Annotated in this window: 11 protein-coding genes; 9 read left to right on the forward strand and 2 right to left on the reverse strand. The window is 62.6% G+C overall.

Features of this window, described 5'->3' with window-relative positions:
- The first annotated feature begins 49 nt into the window (after positions 1-49).
- Positions 50-1,792, forward strand: coding sequence for a glycoside hydrolase family 3 protein (locus tag GZ64_RS0103750; protein WP_029265183.1), 1,743 nt, complete (start codon positions 50-52; stop codon positions 1,790-1,792).
- Between the two features lie 500 nt (positions 1,793-2,292).
- On the opposite strand, the gene GZ64_RS0103755 is transcribed toward GZ64_RS0103750, so the two are convergent.
- Positions 2,293-3,033 carry an SDR family NAD(P)-dependent oxidoreductase gene (locus GZ64_RS0103755; protein ID WP_029265184.1) on the reverse strand — a complete coding sequence of 247 codons (741 nt, stop codon included), beginning with the start codon at positions 3,031-3,033 and terminating at the stop codon, positions 2,293-2,295.
- Between the two features lie 229 nt (positions 3,034-3,262).
- On the opposite strand from GZ64_RS0103755, the gene GZ64_RS0103760 reads away from it, so the two are divergent.
- The 4 genes from GZ64_RS0103760 (at position 3,263) to GZ64_RS0103775 (ending at position 8,718) form a co-directional block, all read left to right on the forward strand.
- Positions 3,263-4,639, forward strand: coding sequence for an NAD(P)/FAD-dependent oxidoreductase (locus GZ64_RS0103760; RefSeq protein ID WP_029265185.1), 1,377 nt, complete (start codon positions 3,263-3,265; stop codon positions 4,637-4,639).
- A gap of 95 nt (positions 4,640-4,734) precedes the next feature.
- Entirely contained in the window at positions 4,735-6,591 is a 1,857-nt protein-coding gene (locus GZ64_RS0103765) for a flavin-containing monooxygenase (protein ID WP_051667834.1), read from the forward strand.
- Positions 6,588-7,946: an aldehyde dehydrogenase family protein gene (locus GZ64_RS0103770; protein ID WP_029265188.1), complete on the forward strand. Its 1,359-nt coding sequence runs from the start codon at positions 6,588-6,590 to the stop codon at positions 7,944-7,946. The genes GZ64_RS0103765 and GZ64_RS0103770 overlap by 4 nt, the downstream gene beginning before the upstream one ends.
- Before the next feature lie 109 nt (positions 7,947-8,055).
- On the forward strand, positions 8,056-8,718 hold the full coding sequence (locus GZ64_RS0103775; protein ID WP_029265189.1) for a GntR family transcriptional regulator: 663 nt from the start codon (positions 8,056-8,058) through the stop codon (positions 8,716-8,718).
- Here the strand turns inward: GZ64_RS0103775 and GZ64_RS19640 are convergent.
- Complete coding sequence (locus tag GZ64_RS19640; protein WP_081859660.1) at positions 8,666-9,607, reverse strand: LysR family transcriptional regulator; 942 nt, start codon at positions 9,605-9,607, stop codon at positions 8,666-8,668. The genes GZ64_RS0103775 and GZ64_RS19640 overlap by 53 nt on opposite strands.
- 138 nt (positions 9,608-9,745) lie before the next feature.
- Here GZ64_RS19640 and GZ64_RS0103785 point away from each other — a divergent pair, with 138 nt between their 5' ends.
- From GZ64_RS0103785 to GZ64_RS0103800, 4 genes are all read left to right on the forward strand, one after another.
- A complete protein-coding gene (locus GZ64_RS0103785; RefSeq protein WP_081859661.1) occupies positions 9,746-10,900 on the forward strand; it encodes a tyramine oxidase subunit B in 1,155 nt (384 codons plus the stop codon).
- On the forward strand, positions 10,897-12,321 hold the full coding sequence (locus GZ64_RS0103790; RefSeq protein WP_029265194.1) for a glycerate kinase type-2 family protein: 1,425 nt from the start codon (positions 10,897-10,899) through the stop codon (positions 12,319-12,321). Before GZ64_RS0103785 ends, GZ64_RS0103790 begins: the two co-directional genes overlap by 4 nt.
- Complete coding sequence (eno, locus tag GZ64_RS0103795; protein WP_029265195.1) at positions 12,318-13,586, forward strand: phosphopyruvate hydratase; 1,269 nt, start codon at positions 12,318-12,320, stop codon at positions 13,584-13,586. Before GZ64_RS0103790 ends, eno begins: the two co-directional genes overlap by 4 nt.
- A gap of 62 nt (positions 13,587-13,648) precedes the next feature.
- Complete coding sequence (locus GZ64_RS0103800) at positions 13,649-15,154, forward strand: APC family permease (RefSeq protein WP_051667835.1); 1,506 nt, start codon at positions 13,649-13,651, stop codon at positions 15,152-15,154.
- Positions 15,155-15,586: the final 432 nt, after the last annotated feature.

Below are 15,586 nucleotides of genomic sequence, written 5' to 3' on the forward strand. Positions count from 1 at the left end.
ACCCGATCTGGTGCGGATGCGCTGAGCATCCCGCACGAAAGGAATCTCCATGAACGACTACCTCGACCCGACCCTGCCCGTTGAGCGCCGAGTCGACGACCTCCTCGGTCGAATGACGGTCGCCGAAAAGGCCGGCCTCATGTTCCACCCCACCACCGAGCCCGGCGGTGACTCGATCACCGACGTCGACGCGCTTCGCGACGCCGAGCTCAACGTGGTGACCCGCGGCATCAACCACTTCAACATCCTCGGCGGAGGAGACAGCACGGGAGTCGCGACCTGGCACAACACCCTCCAAGAGCTCGCCTCCAGCACTCGCCTCGGCATCCCCATCACGCTCTCGTCCGATCCTCGCCACGGGTTCCGCAGCAACCCATTCACCGGACAGTCCCTCGAAAGCCTCTCGCGTTGGCCGGAAACGACTGGCATCGCAGCCATCACCGGCACCGACGTCGCCCGGGAGTACGCCGACATCATTCGACGTGAGTTCCTGGCGATGGGAATCCGGGTCTATCTCGGGCCGATGGCAGACATCTTCAGCGAGCCGCGTTGGTCACGCGGGTTCGGCACGTTCGGGGAGGATCCCGCCCGCGTCGCCGAACTCACCGTCGCCTTCATCGAGGGACTCCGTGGCGGGGAGAGGTTGGGTCGTGACTCCGTCGCCGCGGTCGCGAAGCACTTCCCCGGGTGCGGTCCACAGCTGCGCGGGGACGACCCGCACGACTCGCGGTACCCCGACCAGGTGTATCCCGGCGGGATGCAAGAACTGCATATTCAGCCGTTCGAGAAGGCCTTCGCCGCAGGGGCGACGCAGGTGATGACCTCGTACGGCAAGCCGGTCGGCACCGAGTGGGACGAAGTCGCGATGTCATTCAACGCCCCTGTCCTGCGAGACATCCTCCGCCAGCGCCTTGGCTTCAACGGAATCGTCGTGACCGACTGGAACGTGCTCGAGGGCGAGCAGATGGGCGATCTCATGTTCGGCCCGAACGGGTGGGGACTCGAACATCTCAACCCGGTAGAGCGAGCCAAGATCGCCATCGATGCCGGTGTCGATCAATTCGGCGGGGACCGTAACATCACCCTCATCGAAGAGCTCGTAGACTCGGGCATGGTCGCGGAGGAGCGCATCGACCGGTCCGTGCGACGACTACTTCGGGAGAAGTTCCAGCTCGGCATTTTCGAGAATCGGCATGCTGACGTGGACAACGCTCAGACCACGTGCGGCGCCCCCGTGTACTTCGAGAAGGGCGTCGCAGCGCAACGGGCATCGCTCGTGCTGCTGTCCGATGCTGCGGGTGTACTGAGCGCGGATAGTCGCGTGTTCCTCGTCGGCGTGCAGGGCGTGTCCGGACTCGAGATCGCGGACAGGCTCGAAGACGCCGAGGCGATCGTTGTCCGCCTCGAAGCGCCTTTCGAGCCCGGACACGGATCGGTTGTTGCCGAGTACTTCCACGGCGGCACCCTCGAGTTCTCGGATGACACCATGGCCCGGCTACGCTTCTACGCTGCCCACGCGCCACTCTACGTTTCGGTGTTCCTCGAGCGCCCAGCCATCCTCAGCCCCCTCCTCGAACTCGGAGCAACCATCATCGGCGACTTCGGAGCGAGCGATGAGGTCGTCATCGACGCACTCACAGGGCACGCACCGCTTACCGGCCAGCTGCCTTTCGACATCCCCTCATCGATGGAAGCAGTGGAGAACTCCCGGGAAGACGTTCCCTTCGACACCGAGGCACCTCTCTTCCGCGCTGGTTTCGGGATCACGCGAGGGCTCGTGCTCCACTCGTAAAGCCACCTTGACCAAGGCACCGACCTGCACGATGTCTGTCTGAGAATGACGAGAGCCTCCGGATGGGATTCAGCCGCCCGGAGGCTCTCGCCGCATGCTTGTTCGGCGCGGATTTGGCGCCCGGTTGGTCATCCCGACGAGGCGGAGATCCTCCGTTTCGGCGTCGGGCCCGCGGTCATCCTTGCTGACGTTGTGTCGTGCAAGACTTCGAGACCTCCCCCACCAGCGGTCCCCTCCTGGACCGATCGCCATCGGCGAGCTGCGACCACGCGACAGCCGATGCGGCCGTGGCGCCAAGCAGATGGGAGATGACGCGAGGGAGCATCAGCGCCGGACCAAATCGACAGCTCAGTGGCCTGGTGTGACCTGACGGCTTGAGGTACCTCCCAGGCACTGGTCGTTCGCTGGGCGAGCGCCCGTGGGGTTCAAGGATTCTGCATGACGGTCTCGCCGATCACGTCGTGCAGCTCAGCCGCGCAGAGCGGAGGGTGGCATCGATCTCAATACCACTTCGTCAATCCGCCGTCGATGACGAACTCCGCTCCCGTGGAGAAAGAGTTGTCATCGGACAGCAGGTATAGCACCAGCGATGAGACCTCATCCGGCTGGGCGCGACGCTTCAGCGGGGTCATTCCGACATAGTGCGCCAGGACGTCCGCATCGATGCCGGCGTCCATCTCCGTGTCAATAAAACCAGGGCAGATGGCGTTGACGAGAATGCCGTCGTCCGCGAACTCGACGGCTGCGACTCGGGTCATCGCCATCACGGCGGCCTTCGAGGCGCAGTATGCGACTCCGTGAACCGTTCCGCGCAGTCCGGATGTCGAACTCACATTAACGATCCGACCTCCGCCCGTACGCGCCATGGCCTGATGGACCTCGCGCATGCCCAAGAAGACACCAATCTGGTTGATACTGACGACCCGCTGGTAGTCGGCGACGCTGAATTCGTCGATGCTGTGCTCCAGATTGATTCCGGCGTTGTTGACCAGGCCGTGCACGCCGCCGAATACTCGCTCCGCTTCGGAGATCACGTTCGACCAACTCGCCTCGTCGCTGACATCGTGGGCGACGAAGAGAGCCCGTTCGCCAAGGGCGTCGGCGTTTGCGCGTCCGCGGTCGACATTGATGTCAGTCAGAACGACCTTCGCGCCCTCGTTGTGCAGCCGGCGTGCGTGGGCCGCGCCCATGCCGCTTCCCGCGCCAGTGACGATCACTGTCTTCTGTGCCATGCGGTTCATCGGTTCCTCCTGGTTGAGAGATGGTAGGTCAGACTGCGAGTGCTCGAGGTGCGAGTCATTGAGTCCTCGTTCGGATGCTAGGCGGTTAACCTCAACCTGTCTACTGTTGACAGATTGCAGTTTCGTCTCTAGATTCACACAAGCGACGATGCGCTCAGCAGGGCTCTGTCAACGATCCGCTGGATCTGTTCGGCAGAATGCGTCGCGATCGAGATGAAGAGGAGTTCGGATGCGCAACGGCGAAATCGGGTACTGGATGGCGCAACCGGACCTCGACTGGCCAACGGCTCCGGGTGTCGACGGCGATGAGGTGGTCGACGTCGCGATCATCGGCGGCGGGCTTACGGGTCTCTGGACCGCTTGGGCCATCAAGCAGTTGGACCCGCATGTGTCTGTCCATGTCTACGAGGCCGAGCAGTTCGGCTACGGCGCGTCTGGGCGTAACGGAGGCTGGCTGTCTTCAAAGCAGATCGGCCTCCGCAACGTCCTCGCGAATGGAGCCGGCGGCAGGGCCGGTGTGGTCGCGATGAACGAGCGGCAGAAGCTCGCCGTTTACGAGGTCGTTGACCTGCTCGGGGCGGAAACGATCCACGCACGACGCGGCGGAGCTCTTCAGGTGGCCCGGAGCACTAGCGAGCTAGCGCGGTTGCGAGCATACGTCGACAAGAGCCGCCAATGGTCCGTGCCCGAGGAAGACCTCCGCCTTCTGAGCGCGGAGGAGACGTCGGAACGGGTCAACATGACTCGTCTGGTCGGTGGGATGTATTCCCCGCACTGCTTCACTGTGGATCCAGCTCGCATGGTCGCGAGCCTTGCGCGCCTCGCTCGCGACGCCGGAGCCGAACTGCGCTCATCAGCCCGGGCCTCGGGCATCCGTTCGGGGTCATTCACGGTCGAGGAGCACACGATCCGGGCGAGATGGATCGTCATCGCGACCGAGGGCTACACGTCCCTTCAGCCAAGACAACGCCGAACGATGCTCCCGATGAACAGCTCCATGCTCATCACCGAACCCATCGCACCGGCCGACTGGAAGCGCATCGGCTGGTCTGAGCACGAGGGCGTATCCTCGACCGCCCACACATACTTCTATGGCAGGCCGACAATCGATGGACGCATCGCAATCGGAGGACGTGGCACACCCTATAATTTCGCGGGCTCGTTCGACCGCCCAGGCAGGATAGATGGAAAGACGATCGAAGCACTGCAAGCGACGCTCAACGACCTCTTCCCGGACGTCTCCATGACGCCAGCGCACGCGTGGAGCGGAATCCTCGGGATCCTCCGCGACTGGTCGCCGTACGTAGATGCAGACGAAGAGGCGGGTATCCTGCGGGTCGGCGGCTACGCGGGCCAGGGCGTTACCGGTGCTTACCTCGGCGGGCTGATCGCGGCCGAGCTCGTGCTCAGCCGAAGGACAGAACTCTCCGACTCGCCGTGGGTACGGCCACTGCCCAGCAAATGGGAACCAGAACCCTTGCGATGGATCGGCGCCAACGCCCTGTACGGCGTGTATGGCTGGGCCGACCGCCTTGAGCGACACCGAACCGACGGTCGAACCTCGACTCTAGCGACTATCGCAGACAAGTTCGCGCGACGGGGATAGCACTCCTTGAGTCGTACGCCAGCAATTTCATACATCACACAGAACGTCCCCACACAAGCGGCGATCGCTTGCGGGACTATGGATTGGAGAAGACAGTGAACCGATCAGGCCAAACCGCCCCCGAGGCAATCGCCGCAGCGCTCATCCCTGCGCTCGAGACTGCCTTTGCAAAGCCCGATGCGGCGAAGCTCGCCGAGCTGTTCGTTGACAACGTCGGATGGCGCGACGTGTATGGACTGACGCTCAACATTCGCCAGTGCCATTCTCGGGAGGAGGTCAACGAGCTTCTCATCGCGGTCAGCGACGAGATGGCGCCTACCGGATTCGAGATCGACGTTGATCGCCCTGCGCCCTCTCGCACGGCTGACGGGACAGTCGAGGTCTTCTTCCGTTTCGACACCACGATCGGGCGCGTTCGCGCGCTGGCTTATGTCGATGGCAACGGGAAGGTGAGCAACGTGCTCACGTTGCTCGACGGTCTGCACGACGCACCGCCCGTATGGCCCCGCCACGGAAGGTTCGACATCCAGAACCCGGGTCAGAGGTGGTCGTCGCACATAGAAGCTAAGTCGTCGTTCGTCGAGAAGGATCCCGAAGTCCTGATCGTCGGCGGCGGGCAATTCGGCGTCATGACAGCTGCCTCGCTCGCGCGACTCGGCATTGAAGCCCTTGTGGTTGACCGACTGCCGCGGGTCGGGGACGTGTGGCGCACGCGCTATGAGGCCCTGCTGTTGCATCAGAGCTACGGCGTTCTTCAGTTCCCCTTCATGAAGTACCCCGAGAGCTTCCCGGAGTATCTTCCGAAGGACAAATTCGCTGACTGGTTCGAAGTCTTCGTGAAGGCCTTCGACTTGAACTTTTGGACGTCGACGACGGTTCTCGGCGCGACCTACGACGAGGACACCAAGCGGTGGGCGGTCGAACTCGAGCTCGCAGACGGTACGCGGCGCACGATGCGGCCGACGCAACTGGTCATGGCAACGGGAGGGCTCGGTGTCCCTTCGTTCCCTCAGATGGCCGGTCTCGACTCGTTCGCAGGCGAGAAAGTACATGCCGTGGACTACCGCGAGCCGTCACCCTATGTCGGAAAGGACGTTCTCGTTGTCGGTATGGGTACTACCGCGCACGACATCGCCCTCGACATCACCCTGGCTGGCGGGAGGACGCACATGCTCCAGCGCAGCCCACTGATCGTGATCGACCTCCCCACCGCCAACAAGATGTACGGCGATCTAAACAATCCAGAGATCCCCACCGATCTCGTCGATATGAGGAGCCTTGCGACGGTGTACCCGAAGCAGCGGCAGGCATTCCTCGACTTCCAGCGTGAAGTTGCTGATGTCGACGACGTCGAGCTGTCGTCCGAGCTCGAGCGAGCCGGAATGAGGGTATGGAAGGGTGAGGATCAGACTGGCTTCTATTACAGCTTCCTACGCACGCTGGGTGGCTTCTACATCAACGTCGGCGCGTCCGACGCGATAGTGCGTGGAGACATCAAGGTTGTTCAGGCCACTGAGGTCCAGCGGTTTGACGAGTCCGGCCTCATCATGAGCGACGGGAGTCACCGACACCTCGACGCAGTGATCTTCGCCACGGGGTCGGAGGCGCCGGCCGAAGGCCTGCGCCGGATCCTCGGAGACGAGTTGGTCGCGAAGGTCGGGAAGATCTGGGGACATGACACCGACGGCGAGATGTCGAACGTCTTCAAGCCGACGGCCCAGGCTGGTCTGTGGATCATGATGGGCAGCATCCCTATGGCGCGACAGTTGACGCCTCCCGTCGCGCTCCGCATCGCGGCGGAGCTGAAGGGAATCATCCCGGCTTCCTTCGACGATGAGGCACATCCGTCCAGGCGTCGACGCCTTCCCCTCCATGCTGCCGACAACGGTCGCCTGATCGCACATCCCGAGCCCATCTCCCAGCACGAAGCAACAGGACGGACGAACGCATGACGCATGCAGTGGTGAACCCCGCGACCGAAGACGTCATCACGACGATCGAGCTCGCAAATGCAGGTGAGGTTGACCGAGCGGTAGAGCGTGCGCAGCCTGCGCTACGCGCGTGGAACGACATGGGGCCGAGTGGGCGGGCGCGCGCGCTGCACCGGCTCGCAAGAACCATCGAAGATCACGTCGACGAACTCGCACGCATCGAGTGCCTCAACACGGGCCGGCCCTTGGCGGATGGTGTCGCTGATGCCCGCCACGTCCAGAGTGTCATCGAGTATTACGCAAACGCTCCAGAGAGGATGTCGGGAGAGCAGATTCCCGTCGACGGTGGCATGACGTTGACGTTCCGCGAGCCGCTCGGAGTGATCGGCATCATCGTGCCGTGGAATTTCCCGCTGATGATCACCGCATGGGGGGCAATCCCTGCCCTCGCAGCTGGCAACGCGGTCATCCTGAAGCCCGCTCTGCTGACGCCACTGTCCGCTCAGCGGCTGGAGGAGCTTTTCGTCGAAGCTGGACTCCCACAAGGGCTCTTCCAAGTCATCGTGGGCAGCGGTGGGGAGATCGGCGAACGAATCGCCACCCATCCCGGGATCGCAAAGATCGTCTTCACCGGCTCAACCGAAGTGGGAGCGCGAGTCGCGAGCTTGGCGGCGCCATTGATGAAGAAGGTGACGCTGGAACTCGGGGGCAAGAGCGCCAATCTCATCTTCGCGGACGCCGACATCGCAAAGGCAGCCAAGGCTGCGACGTCCGTGTTCCACAATGCGGGTCAGGACTGCTGTGCGCGCGCACGCATCTATGTCGAGCGGCCAGCATACGACGAGTTCCTCCGCGAGTACGAGCGTGCGATCCAGTCGCTTCGGATTGGCCCTCCTGACCTGCCGGGCGGAGCGGATGTGGGACCACTCATTAGCCGTCGACACCTCGAGCACGTGTCAGCATTCGTGGATGGAAGCGACGAAGTGCTCATCCAGGCAGCCCGGCCAGAGGGGCCCGGATTCTGGTTCCCTCCCACCGTCATCTCCCCCGCGAGCCGTGACGCGCGCATCATGCGCGAGGAGGTCTTCGGTCCTGTCGCCACCGTGGTCCCGTTCGATCACGAGGATCATGTGGTCAGGGAAGCGAACGACTCTCCCTTCGGCCTCGCCGGAACAGTGTGGACGAGCAACCTCGCTCGCGGGGTGCGCGTCTCGCGCGCCATCGAAGCGGGCGTCATATCGGTGAACTCCAACTCCGCCGTACGCTACTCAACACCCTTTGGCGGGTACAAGATGTCGGGCCTCGGCCGCGAGCTGGGACCGGACGCACCTTTCGAATTCACCCAGACGAAGTCCGTGTTCTTCGCGGCGGACTGATGCCGACTCGCTCCGGCGGAACGCCTCCTGCGTAGAGTGGGGGCGGTCCGCCGGAGCAACTTGCGAACACACTCACGGGATGAATCCCACCAGCACACGAGGGAGCAGCATGAGTGTTCTTGAGCCGGTAGCCAGCGGCGCACTGACCAGTGAGATCACGGCGAAGCTACGAAACGCCATCCTTGATGGCACCTACCAGCCTGGACAGCAACTGTCACAGGCTGAGATCGCCCGGCAACTGGAGACTAGTCGCGGACCCGTGCGAGAAGCGCTCCTCCTGCTTGTTGGCGAGGGGTTGATCAAGGAGATCCCACGACGTGGTTCATTCGTCACGAAGCTCAGCGTTCAGCAAATCGGCGAAATCCTCGATGTGCGAGTCGCTCTGGAGGTACGGGCTGCACAAATCATCCTCCGTGATCGTCCGGACGGGTGGGAAGCGCTCCTCGAAAACGTCTTGATCGAAATGGAGGCGGCAATCGCCAGCGGCGACGCCAACCAAATCTTGTCGCTTGACGTCGCGTTTCATGAAGAGCTCTGCCGAGCTAGCGAGAACACCTGGCTCCTGTCAGTCTTCAAGCAGGTTTCCAACCAACTTCGGATCTACATCAGACTCGACAACGCCATCGCAAATCTCAGCGGCGGGAGCATCCTGGACGAGCACCGGAGACTGCTTGATGCCCTCCGGAAGGGCGCTGGCGAGGAATTCGCTGATCTAATCATCAGACATATCGAGCAGACGAGACTTCGCCTTCTGCAGCGCCTGTCGGTCTAGACGCTCGCGACGCCGCAGACGCGAACGCCTCGAGCACGGTGCTGATCGCCGGAGCGACCTCCGCCCCGGCACGATAGGCCGCGAACACCGTCCTCGCCGGCGCTCCATCGAGCCTGACCGACTGCAGGGCGGGGCGCTCGCTATCGATCAGCAGCCGTGGAAGCAAAGCCATCGCATGGCCCTTCTCGACCAGACGCATCTGCACCAGAAGGTCGTCGGACTCGAACTGCACATCTGGCTCAATTCCCGCGTCCCTGCACATCGACACCGACCAGCGACGAGCATCGCTGCCTTCCGGCTCCATCACCCAGGGCAGGCTCTCGGCGGCCGAGGCAATCGTTCGGCCTCCTGCATAGTTCGGAGGCAGCACGAGATCCAAGGAGTCCAGCAGGACGGTTGTGCGATGCAGCAGGCCAGTGCGTGTCACCGGCTGACCCGGATACTCCTCACCGATCACTAGGTCGAATTCGCGAGCTGCAAGCGCGCCAAGCGCTCGGGCCGGTTCGATTCGACTCACCAGCATCCGGAGCTGCGGAGATGTACTCGCCAGACGTTGAAGCACGTGAGGCACGAGTGCGAGCGCAACGGTCTGCAACGCGGCCACCCGCACGTTGCCGGCTGGCTCGGCTCGCACAGCTGCGACCTCGGCCCGCGCGATCTCAACTCGCGAGAAGATTCCAATCGCGTGATAAGCGAGAAGTTCTCCCTCTTTCGTCAGTCGCAGTCCTCGTCCAACCCTCTCGACGAGTTGTGCTCCGACTTCAGCTTCCAGCACCTTCAGTTGCTGCGACACCGTGGATGGAGTGAAAGAGAGTGCGTCGGCGACCGCTGCAAGCGAACCTCGCCGTTGCAGTTCCTCCAGGAGCGCGAGCCGGTGCAAATTGAGCATTCGTCATTCTAACCATTCGATGAAACCGAAGTGAACACCAGCAAATCATTCGCTTGTCACTGAGGATCAGTCCACTCATCCTTGACCTATCACGCACGTGATGCGAAAACGACCTAACGCGAACTGAAGGCAAACTTCATGGCCCACTACAGCCCATTTCTCTTCCTCTCCGAGACGGACATGTTCACGGCTGGGGTGAGCGACGCAGGGAGAAGCGTTGACGTAGCGGACGAGGTCTTTCGGCTGCTGCATACCGGCGACTACGTGATGGGCGGTCTCGACCAGAACAGTCATGGCCTTGCCCTGGTGTTCCCGAAGTGGTCACCGTTTCCGCAGATGCCGGTCGCGGGGCCGGACCGCAGATTCTCTGCGATGCCGGCATACCTCGGCGGTCGTTTCGACCTCTGTGGAGTCAAGTGGTACGGCTCGAACGCCGCCAACCGTGAGCGGGACCTACCGCGATCGATCCTCACGCTGATGCTAAACGACAAAGACACCGGTGAGCCGCTCGCTCTTATGTCTGCTGGCGCGCTGAGCGCCTCACGAACGGCAGCGGTCCCCGCGGTGGCGAGCCGGTACCTACCGGGGCGTCCGCCGCGGACCCTGGCTGTGATTGGGTGCGGGGTCATCAACAGGGCGATCGTGCGTGCACTGCTCTCGCAACACCCCGGGATCGAGCACGTCGTGTGCCACAACCGCACCACGTCGACCGCGCACGAATTCGCCGATTGGCTGCGGGACGAGTACGGCCTTGAGACCGCAGTTGCCGACACGGCCCGGGAGTGCGTCGAATTTGCCGACCTGGTGTCGGTGGCTGCTTCTCGCACGGCGCCACTCCACGTGGAGGCGTCCTGGTTTACGGCGCATGCGTGCATCCTGCTTAGCGGGCCCATGAGCGCTGATACGGATCTGTGGACCAGCAGCAGAATCGTCCTCGACCATGTTCCTCTCCATGAGTCTTACGTCAATGACGCACGCCGCAGCGAAGACGTCCACGCATCCTTCGCCGCGCAGATTGGCGGGCCGGTCTACGAGCTCATCGATGCCGGCCGCCTGCCACCCCTGACGCAGCTCGAGGATCTTGGCGGCGTCATCGCTGCCGACACCACACCGCATCGAGGACGCACGGTGTTCATCGCGAGCGGCATGGCTGTCTTTGACGTGGCGTGGGGTGCCGATATTCTCCGCACCGCTCGCGAGCGAGGAATTGGAACCGAGCTCGAACTTTGGGGTGCCTCGCTCGATATCGAAGACGCCGCCTCCTCTCCCGCCACCGAAGGTGCTTCCGCATGAAGATCAAGAACTACGATGCCTTGACCGCAGTCGGAGATGTCTCATCGCGGGAGCTCGTCCTCGGCATCGCCGACGACGCACTCCAGCAGGTTGACTCCTACCGACGCATCCGAGACCTCATCAGAATCGACGGCGACCTCCTGCAGATCGGCGCCCGATCGTGGGATCTCACCCAAAAGCGCAATGTCTATCTGATCGGGGCGGGCAAGGCCTGCAACGCTATGGCCATGGCGGTCGATCACGCACTCGGTGACCGACTGACGCGGGGGATCGCAATCGTAAAAATTGCCGAGCCTGACGATCATTACCATCGCACCGAAGTGTACGTTGGGGGCCACCCATTGCCCGACGCGGCAGGCCACCGAGCCACCCTGCGCATCCTCGAGATGGTCGACTCGGCAGGTCCAGGGGATCTCTTTCTCGCAGTCGTGAGCGGAGGCAGCTCGGCGTTGCTGAACGCGCCCATCGCCCCGATTACGGTGAAGGACGAAGCTGTCACGACAGAAGTGTTGCTCACCTCCGGCCTCGGGATCTACGAGGTCAACGCGGTCCGGCGACATATCTCTCGGACGAACGGTGGCCGCCTTGCGCAGCGCATCGCTTCGCGAGGAGCGGAACTGATCACGATTGGCATCTCCGACGCCGTCGGAAAGCCGCCGACGGGCGACGTGACGCAACCCGACCCGACATATGCGAGCACACCATTCGGACCCGACGCGACCACGCTCGACGATGCTCGCGCCGCGATCGACGGACATGGACTTCGCGGTCGACTGCCAGAAACCGTAACCCGACACCTCGACGAGGCCGGCGCTGGCGATGAGACCCCCAAGGCGTTTCCCGACAACACATACTTCCTCATAAACACGCTCCCCGACCTCGCGGAGGCGGCCCTCGGTGCGGCCCGATCTCGCGGGATCGACGCACACCTGCTCACCACGTATCTGGAAGGAGAGAGTCGCGATGCGGGGACGTTCATGGCGTCGCTGGCGCATGAAATCCAAGCAACTGGCCGTCCCTTCGAGGCCCCGTGCATCGTTGTGAGCGCTGGAGAGACGACCACCCACATTCGACCCGGGACGACGATCACCGGGCACGGTGGACCATCCCAGGAGCTCACTGTCGGATTCGCCCTTGCATCAGCCGGCATCCCCGGAGCGTGCATGTACTCCATGGACTCCGAAGGCACCGACGGCACATCGCCCGCCGCGGGCGGCGTCACCGACTCGACATCGTTGCGCCGGGCGACCGAGGCGGGAGTTGACCTGCGTGAGCACCTTCGAGGTCACGCAAGTTTTGAGGCGCTGTCCGCCATCGACGACGTCGTGCTCACTGGCAACACCGGCACCAACCTTTGCGACCTCAACATTCTCTTCATCCCCGACCGACAGCAGCAGATCGCAGCTCAGGAGAAATCATGACCGTCATTACTTCCGTGGCCGCCCGTCAGGTCCTCGACTCCAAGGCCCGCCCGATGGTGGAGGTTGAACTCGTGACCGCCTCTGGCTGGAGCGGACGAGCCGCGGCACCCACCGGGTCGTCCGTCGGCATGCACGAAGCGAAGATCCTGCGAGACGGTGACGCGGCTCGCTACGGCGGCATGAGCGTTTACTCCGCCGTGCGAAACGTGACCGACACGATTGCGGCCGCGATTGTGGGAAGACCGTTCGAGTCCCAAGCCGACTTCGATGCTGCCCTGCTCACGCTCGACGGCTCGGCGGACAAGGGTCTCCTCGGCGGCAACGCCATCTACCCCACTTCCGTCGCATTCTTGCGAGCGCAAGCGGCAGAGGCGGGGCGTCCGGTCTATCAACACATCGCCCGCGGTGACCTCAGCACGCTGCCCGTGCCCTGCTTCAACGTGATGAATGGCGGCCGCAACGAAGTTCTGCAGGCGTTCAACGAGTTTCTCATCGTCCCGCAGGGAGCGGAGAGCGTTGAGCATGCGGTCGAGATCGGCGTCTCGGTATTCCAGCGGTTGCCGGCCGTCATCGAACGTCGGACGAAGAAGGTGGCCGCCGTAGGCGGCTCCTACGGCTACGTTGCTCCCTACAGCGATCCCGCAGAAGTCCTTTCCCTCATCGGCGAGGCCGTTGAGGCCGCCGGCTACACCGAGCAGGTCGCGTTCGCATTGGACTGCGCCTCGAGCGAAATGTTCGACGCTACGACGAACACCTATGAGCTCGACGGCCAGCGGGTCAGTAGCGAACAGATGGTCGATCGCCTTAAGTCGCTGACGGAGGAGTTCGACCTCCTCTTCATCGAGGACCCGCTCGACGAGAATGACTGGGATGGATTCTCCCTCGCTGTACGAGAGCTTTCCCGGACCCTCGTGTTCGGAGACGACCTCATCGTCACGAATAAGCAGCGACTGCAGAGAGCCATTTCCGAACGAGCGGTCGACGGTTTCGTCCTTAAGCCCAACCAGGTGGGTACTGTGACGGAGTCCCTGGAGACATTCGATCTCGCAGAGGAAGCCGGGCTACTGGCGCTTCCTTCGGGCAGGTCGGGTGGCGTGATCGACGACATCGTGATGGACCTCTCGCTGGGGCTGCAGGTCCCCTTTCAGAAGAATGGGGCACCAAGGACCGGCGAGCGCATCGAGAAGCTGAATTTCCTGATTCGAGCCGAAAGAGAACTCGGCAATGCCGCTCTCAGCAACGTGGCACTCGTCGCGCGCTACTGAGGATCGGACTGGCGCTGACAGCACCAGTCACCTACCGAACGACCACTCATAGAGGAGTTGCAATGACCATTGATCGAGCAGATCGCCCCCCGGTGGCCCACACCGAGCCAACAAACCCTGACCTGAAGGGGAATCTCGGTTATTTCCATCTCGTCTTTACAGTCGTGGCGTACAACGCCCCGATGGTGGTGTTCCTCGGTTTCATTCCCGTCGCGATCCTCCTCGGCAACGGCACCGGCACCCCCGTCACGTTCATCGTCTGCGGGGTCATTGCGCTCCTCTTTGCGGTTGGGTTGGTCGCGATGGGTCTGAGGATTCCTAGGCCTGGCGGTTTCTACACGTTCGTTACAGCTGGTCTGGGCAAGCGACTCGGCCTGGGCACAGGGTTCCTGGCGGTCCTGGCCTACTACGCCTGCAACCTCTCGGCCTACGGCCTGGGAGGAGGGGCGACCCAGAGCTTCGTCCGCGATGCGTTGGGCGGTCCGGACATCCCGTGGTGGATCTTCGCCATGGGCTACTTCGTGATCGTCTCGATCCTGGGCTACCTGAACTTCGACTTGTCGGCGAACCTTCTTGTCGTCTTCCTGGCGCTGGAAGTCGCACTGATGATCATCTACATCGTCGCCGTGTTCGCGCAGGGTGGAGCCGGAGGGTTCGAGTTCGACAGCTTCCGTCCGGAGAACATCTTCTCCGGATCGCTCGGCATCGCATTTGTCTTCGGCGTTGGAATCTTCGGCGGATTCGAAGCGACGATCATCTTTCGCAGCGAGGTCAAGAATCCGAACAAGACCATCCCTCGCGCCACCTACACAGTCGTGATCGGCCTTCTCCTCCTCTACACGGTGAGCAGTTTCACTTTCATCAACGCCTACGGCGCGGACGTGGTGATGAGCGTGCTCTCGGACAACGTCATCACGGCATCTACCGAGAGTGTGCGGCAGTACACGGGCGAGGTGGGTTACGTCGCCGCTTCCATCATGCTCATCACAAGCGCGTTCGCTCTGATGCTGGCCAGCCACGGGATCGCCGCGCGATATCTATTCAACCTGGGTGTCGACGGAGCCCTGCCCAAGTTCCTCGGACGAGCACACTCTCGCTACTCATCACCGCACCAGGCCTCGATCGTCTTGAGCATCGCGGTGCTGATCGCGCTCATTACGCTTGTCTCGATGAACATGTCCGGCGACGCCGCCTACGCGGTTCTGGCGGGTGTGTTCTCCTACATGTTCTTGATTCTTTTGGTTCTCGCGTCGCTCGCCGTAACTATCTTCCTATTCAAGGACCGCTCCCAGCCTCGTCGTGCTACGCGGGCAGCAGTATGCGCCGGCATCTCGTTCGTATTCTTGTCGACAGCGCTCGTACTCGCCACCGGCAACTTCACGGTGCTGACCGGGGCGACCGGATGGATCACCCCTACAGTGATGGCCGTCATTTACCTGACGCTCCTCAGTGGAGTTGTCGCAGCAGGCATCTATCGGACTCGTCGCCCCGAGACGTACCGGCGCATCGGAAGGTACGAGGCGGTGGTCACTCGCGAGATCCAAAGTGTCGACTCGGACGGCGCGTGAGTTTCACCACGAAGGCGCACTGCCGATGGGTAGTGGCAGCGAAGCGGGCACGGTTGAACTGGCCACTGCACGTGTAGAGCGTTGTTACGCGCGCTGTCTTGGTGAGAGATGGTGCCGGGGGCGCCGTAGGTGCCATTCTTGATCTCGGCGGCAGGCGCCGGGAAACTGTTCCCCTTCGCAGCCCTGGGCAGAAGCCGTCACCGATCGCACAATCAGAGCGTCGTATTCCGTGGCTCCTCGTGACGCAAGGTCGTCGGTATCGCCTCAGGTAGCACGCCTCGGGAATCCCAAAGTGGAGGTTCTGGGTGTCCGAATCGCAAAGAGTTAGCTTCGGGCGGCGCCGATAGTGACCTTAAGCAGACACCGATGGGTTCGATAGCAATCGGCGAAGAGCGACCGCAGCGTCTCGGAAGACGGAAGGCTCGCGCTTCA

The organism is Microbacterium sp. Cr-K32 (genome assembly GCF_000708345.1).
GTDB classification, from domain to species: domain Bacteria; phylum Actinomycetota; class Actinomycetes; order Actinomycetales; family Microbacteriaceae; genus Microbacterium; species Microbacterium maritypicum_A.

Excerpts from the sequence above, each read along its gene's own strand:
- GZ64_RS0103750 (WP_029265183.1), top strand. The coding sequence starts at position 50 with ATGAACGACTACCTCGACCCGACCCTGCCCGTTGAGCGCCGAGTCGAC.
- GZ64_RS0103755 (WP_029265184.1), bottom strand. The coding sequence starts at position 3,033 with ATGAACCGCATGGCACAGAAGACAGTGATCGTCACTGGCGCGGGAAGC.
- GZ64_RS0103760 (WP_029265185.1), top strand. The coding sequence starts at position 3,263 with ATGCGCAACGGCGAAATCGGGTACTGGATGGCGCAACCGGACCTCGAC.
- GZ64_RS0103770 (WP_029265188.1), top strand. The coding sequence starts at position 6,588 with ATGACGCATGCAGTGGTGAACCCCGCGACCGAAGACGTCATCACGACG.
- GZ64_RS0103775 (WP_029265189.1), top strand. The coding sequence starts at position 8,056 with ATGAGTGTTCTTGAGCCGGTAGCCAGCGGCGCACTGACCAGTGAGATC.
- GZ64_RS19640 (WP_081859660.1), bottom strand. The coding sequence starts at position 9,607 with ATGCTCAATTTGCACCGGCTCGCGCTCCTGGAGGAACTGCAACGGCGA.
- GZ64_RS0103785 (WP_081859661.1), top strand. The coding sequence starts at position 9,746 with ATGGCCCACTACAGCCCATTTCTCTTCCTCTCCGAGACGGACATGTTC.
- GZ64_RS0103790 (WP_029265194.1), top strand. The coding sequence starts at position 10,897 with ATGAAGATCAAGAACTACGATGCCTTGACCGCAGTCGGAGATGTCTCA.
- eno (WP_029265195.1), top strand. The coding sequence starts at position 12,318 with ATGACCGTCATTACTTCCGTGGCCGCCCGTCAGGTCCTCGACTCCAAG.
- GZ64_RS0103800 (WP_051667835.1), top strand. The coding sequence starts at position 13,649 with ATGACCATTGATCGAGCAGATCGCCCCCCGGTGGCCCACACCGAGCCA.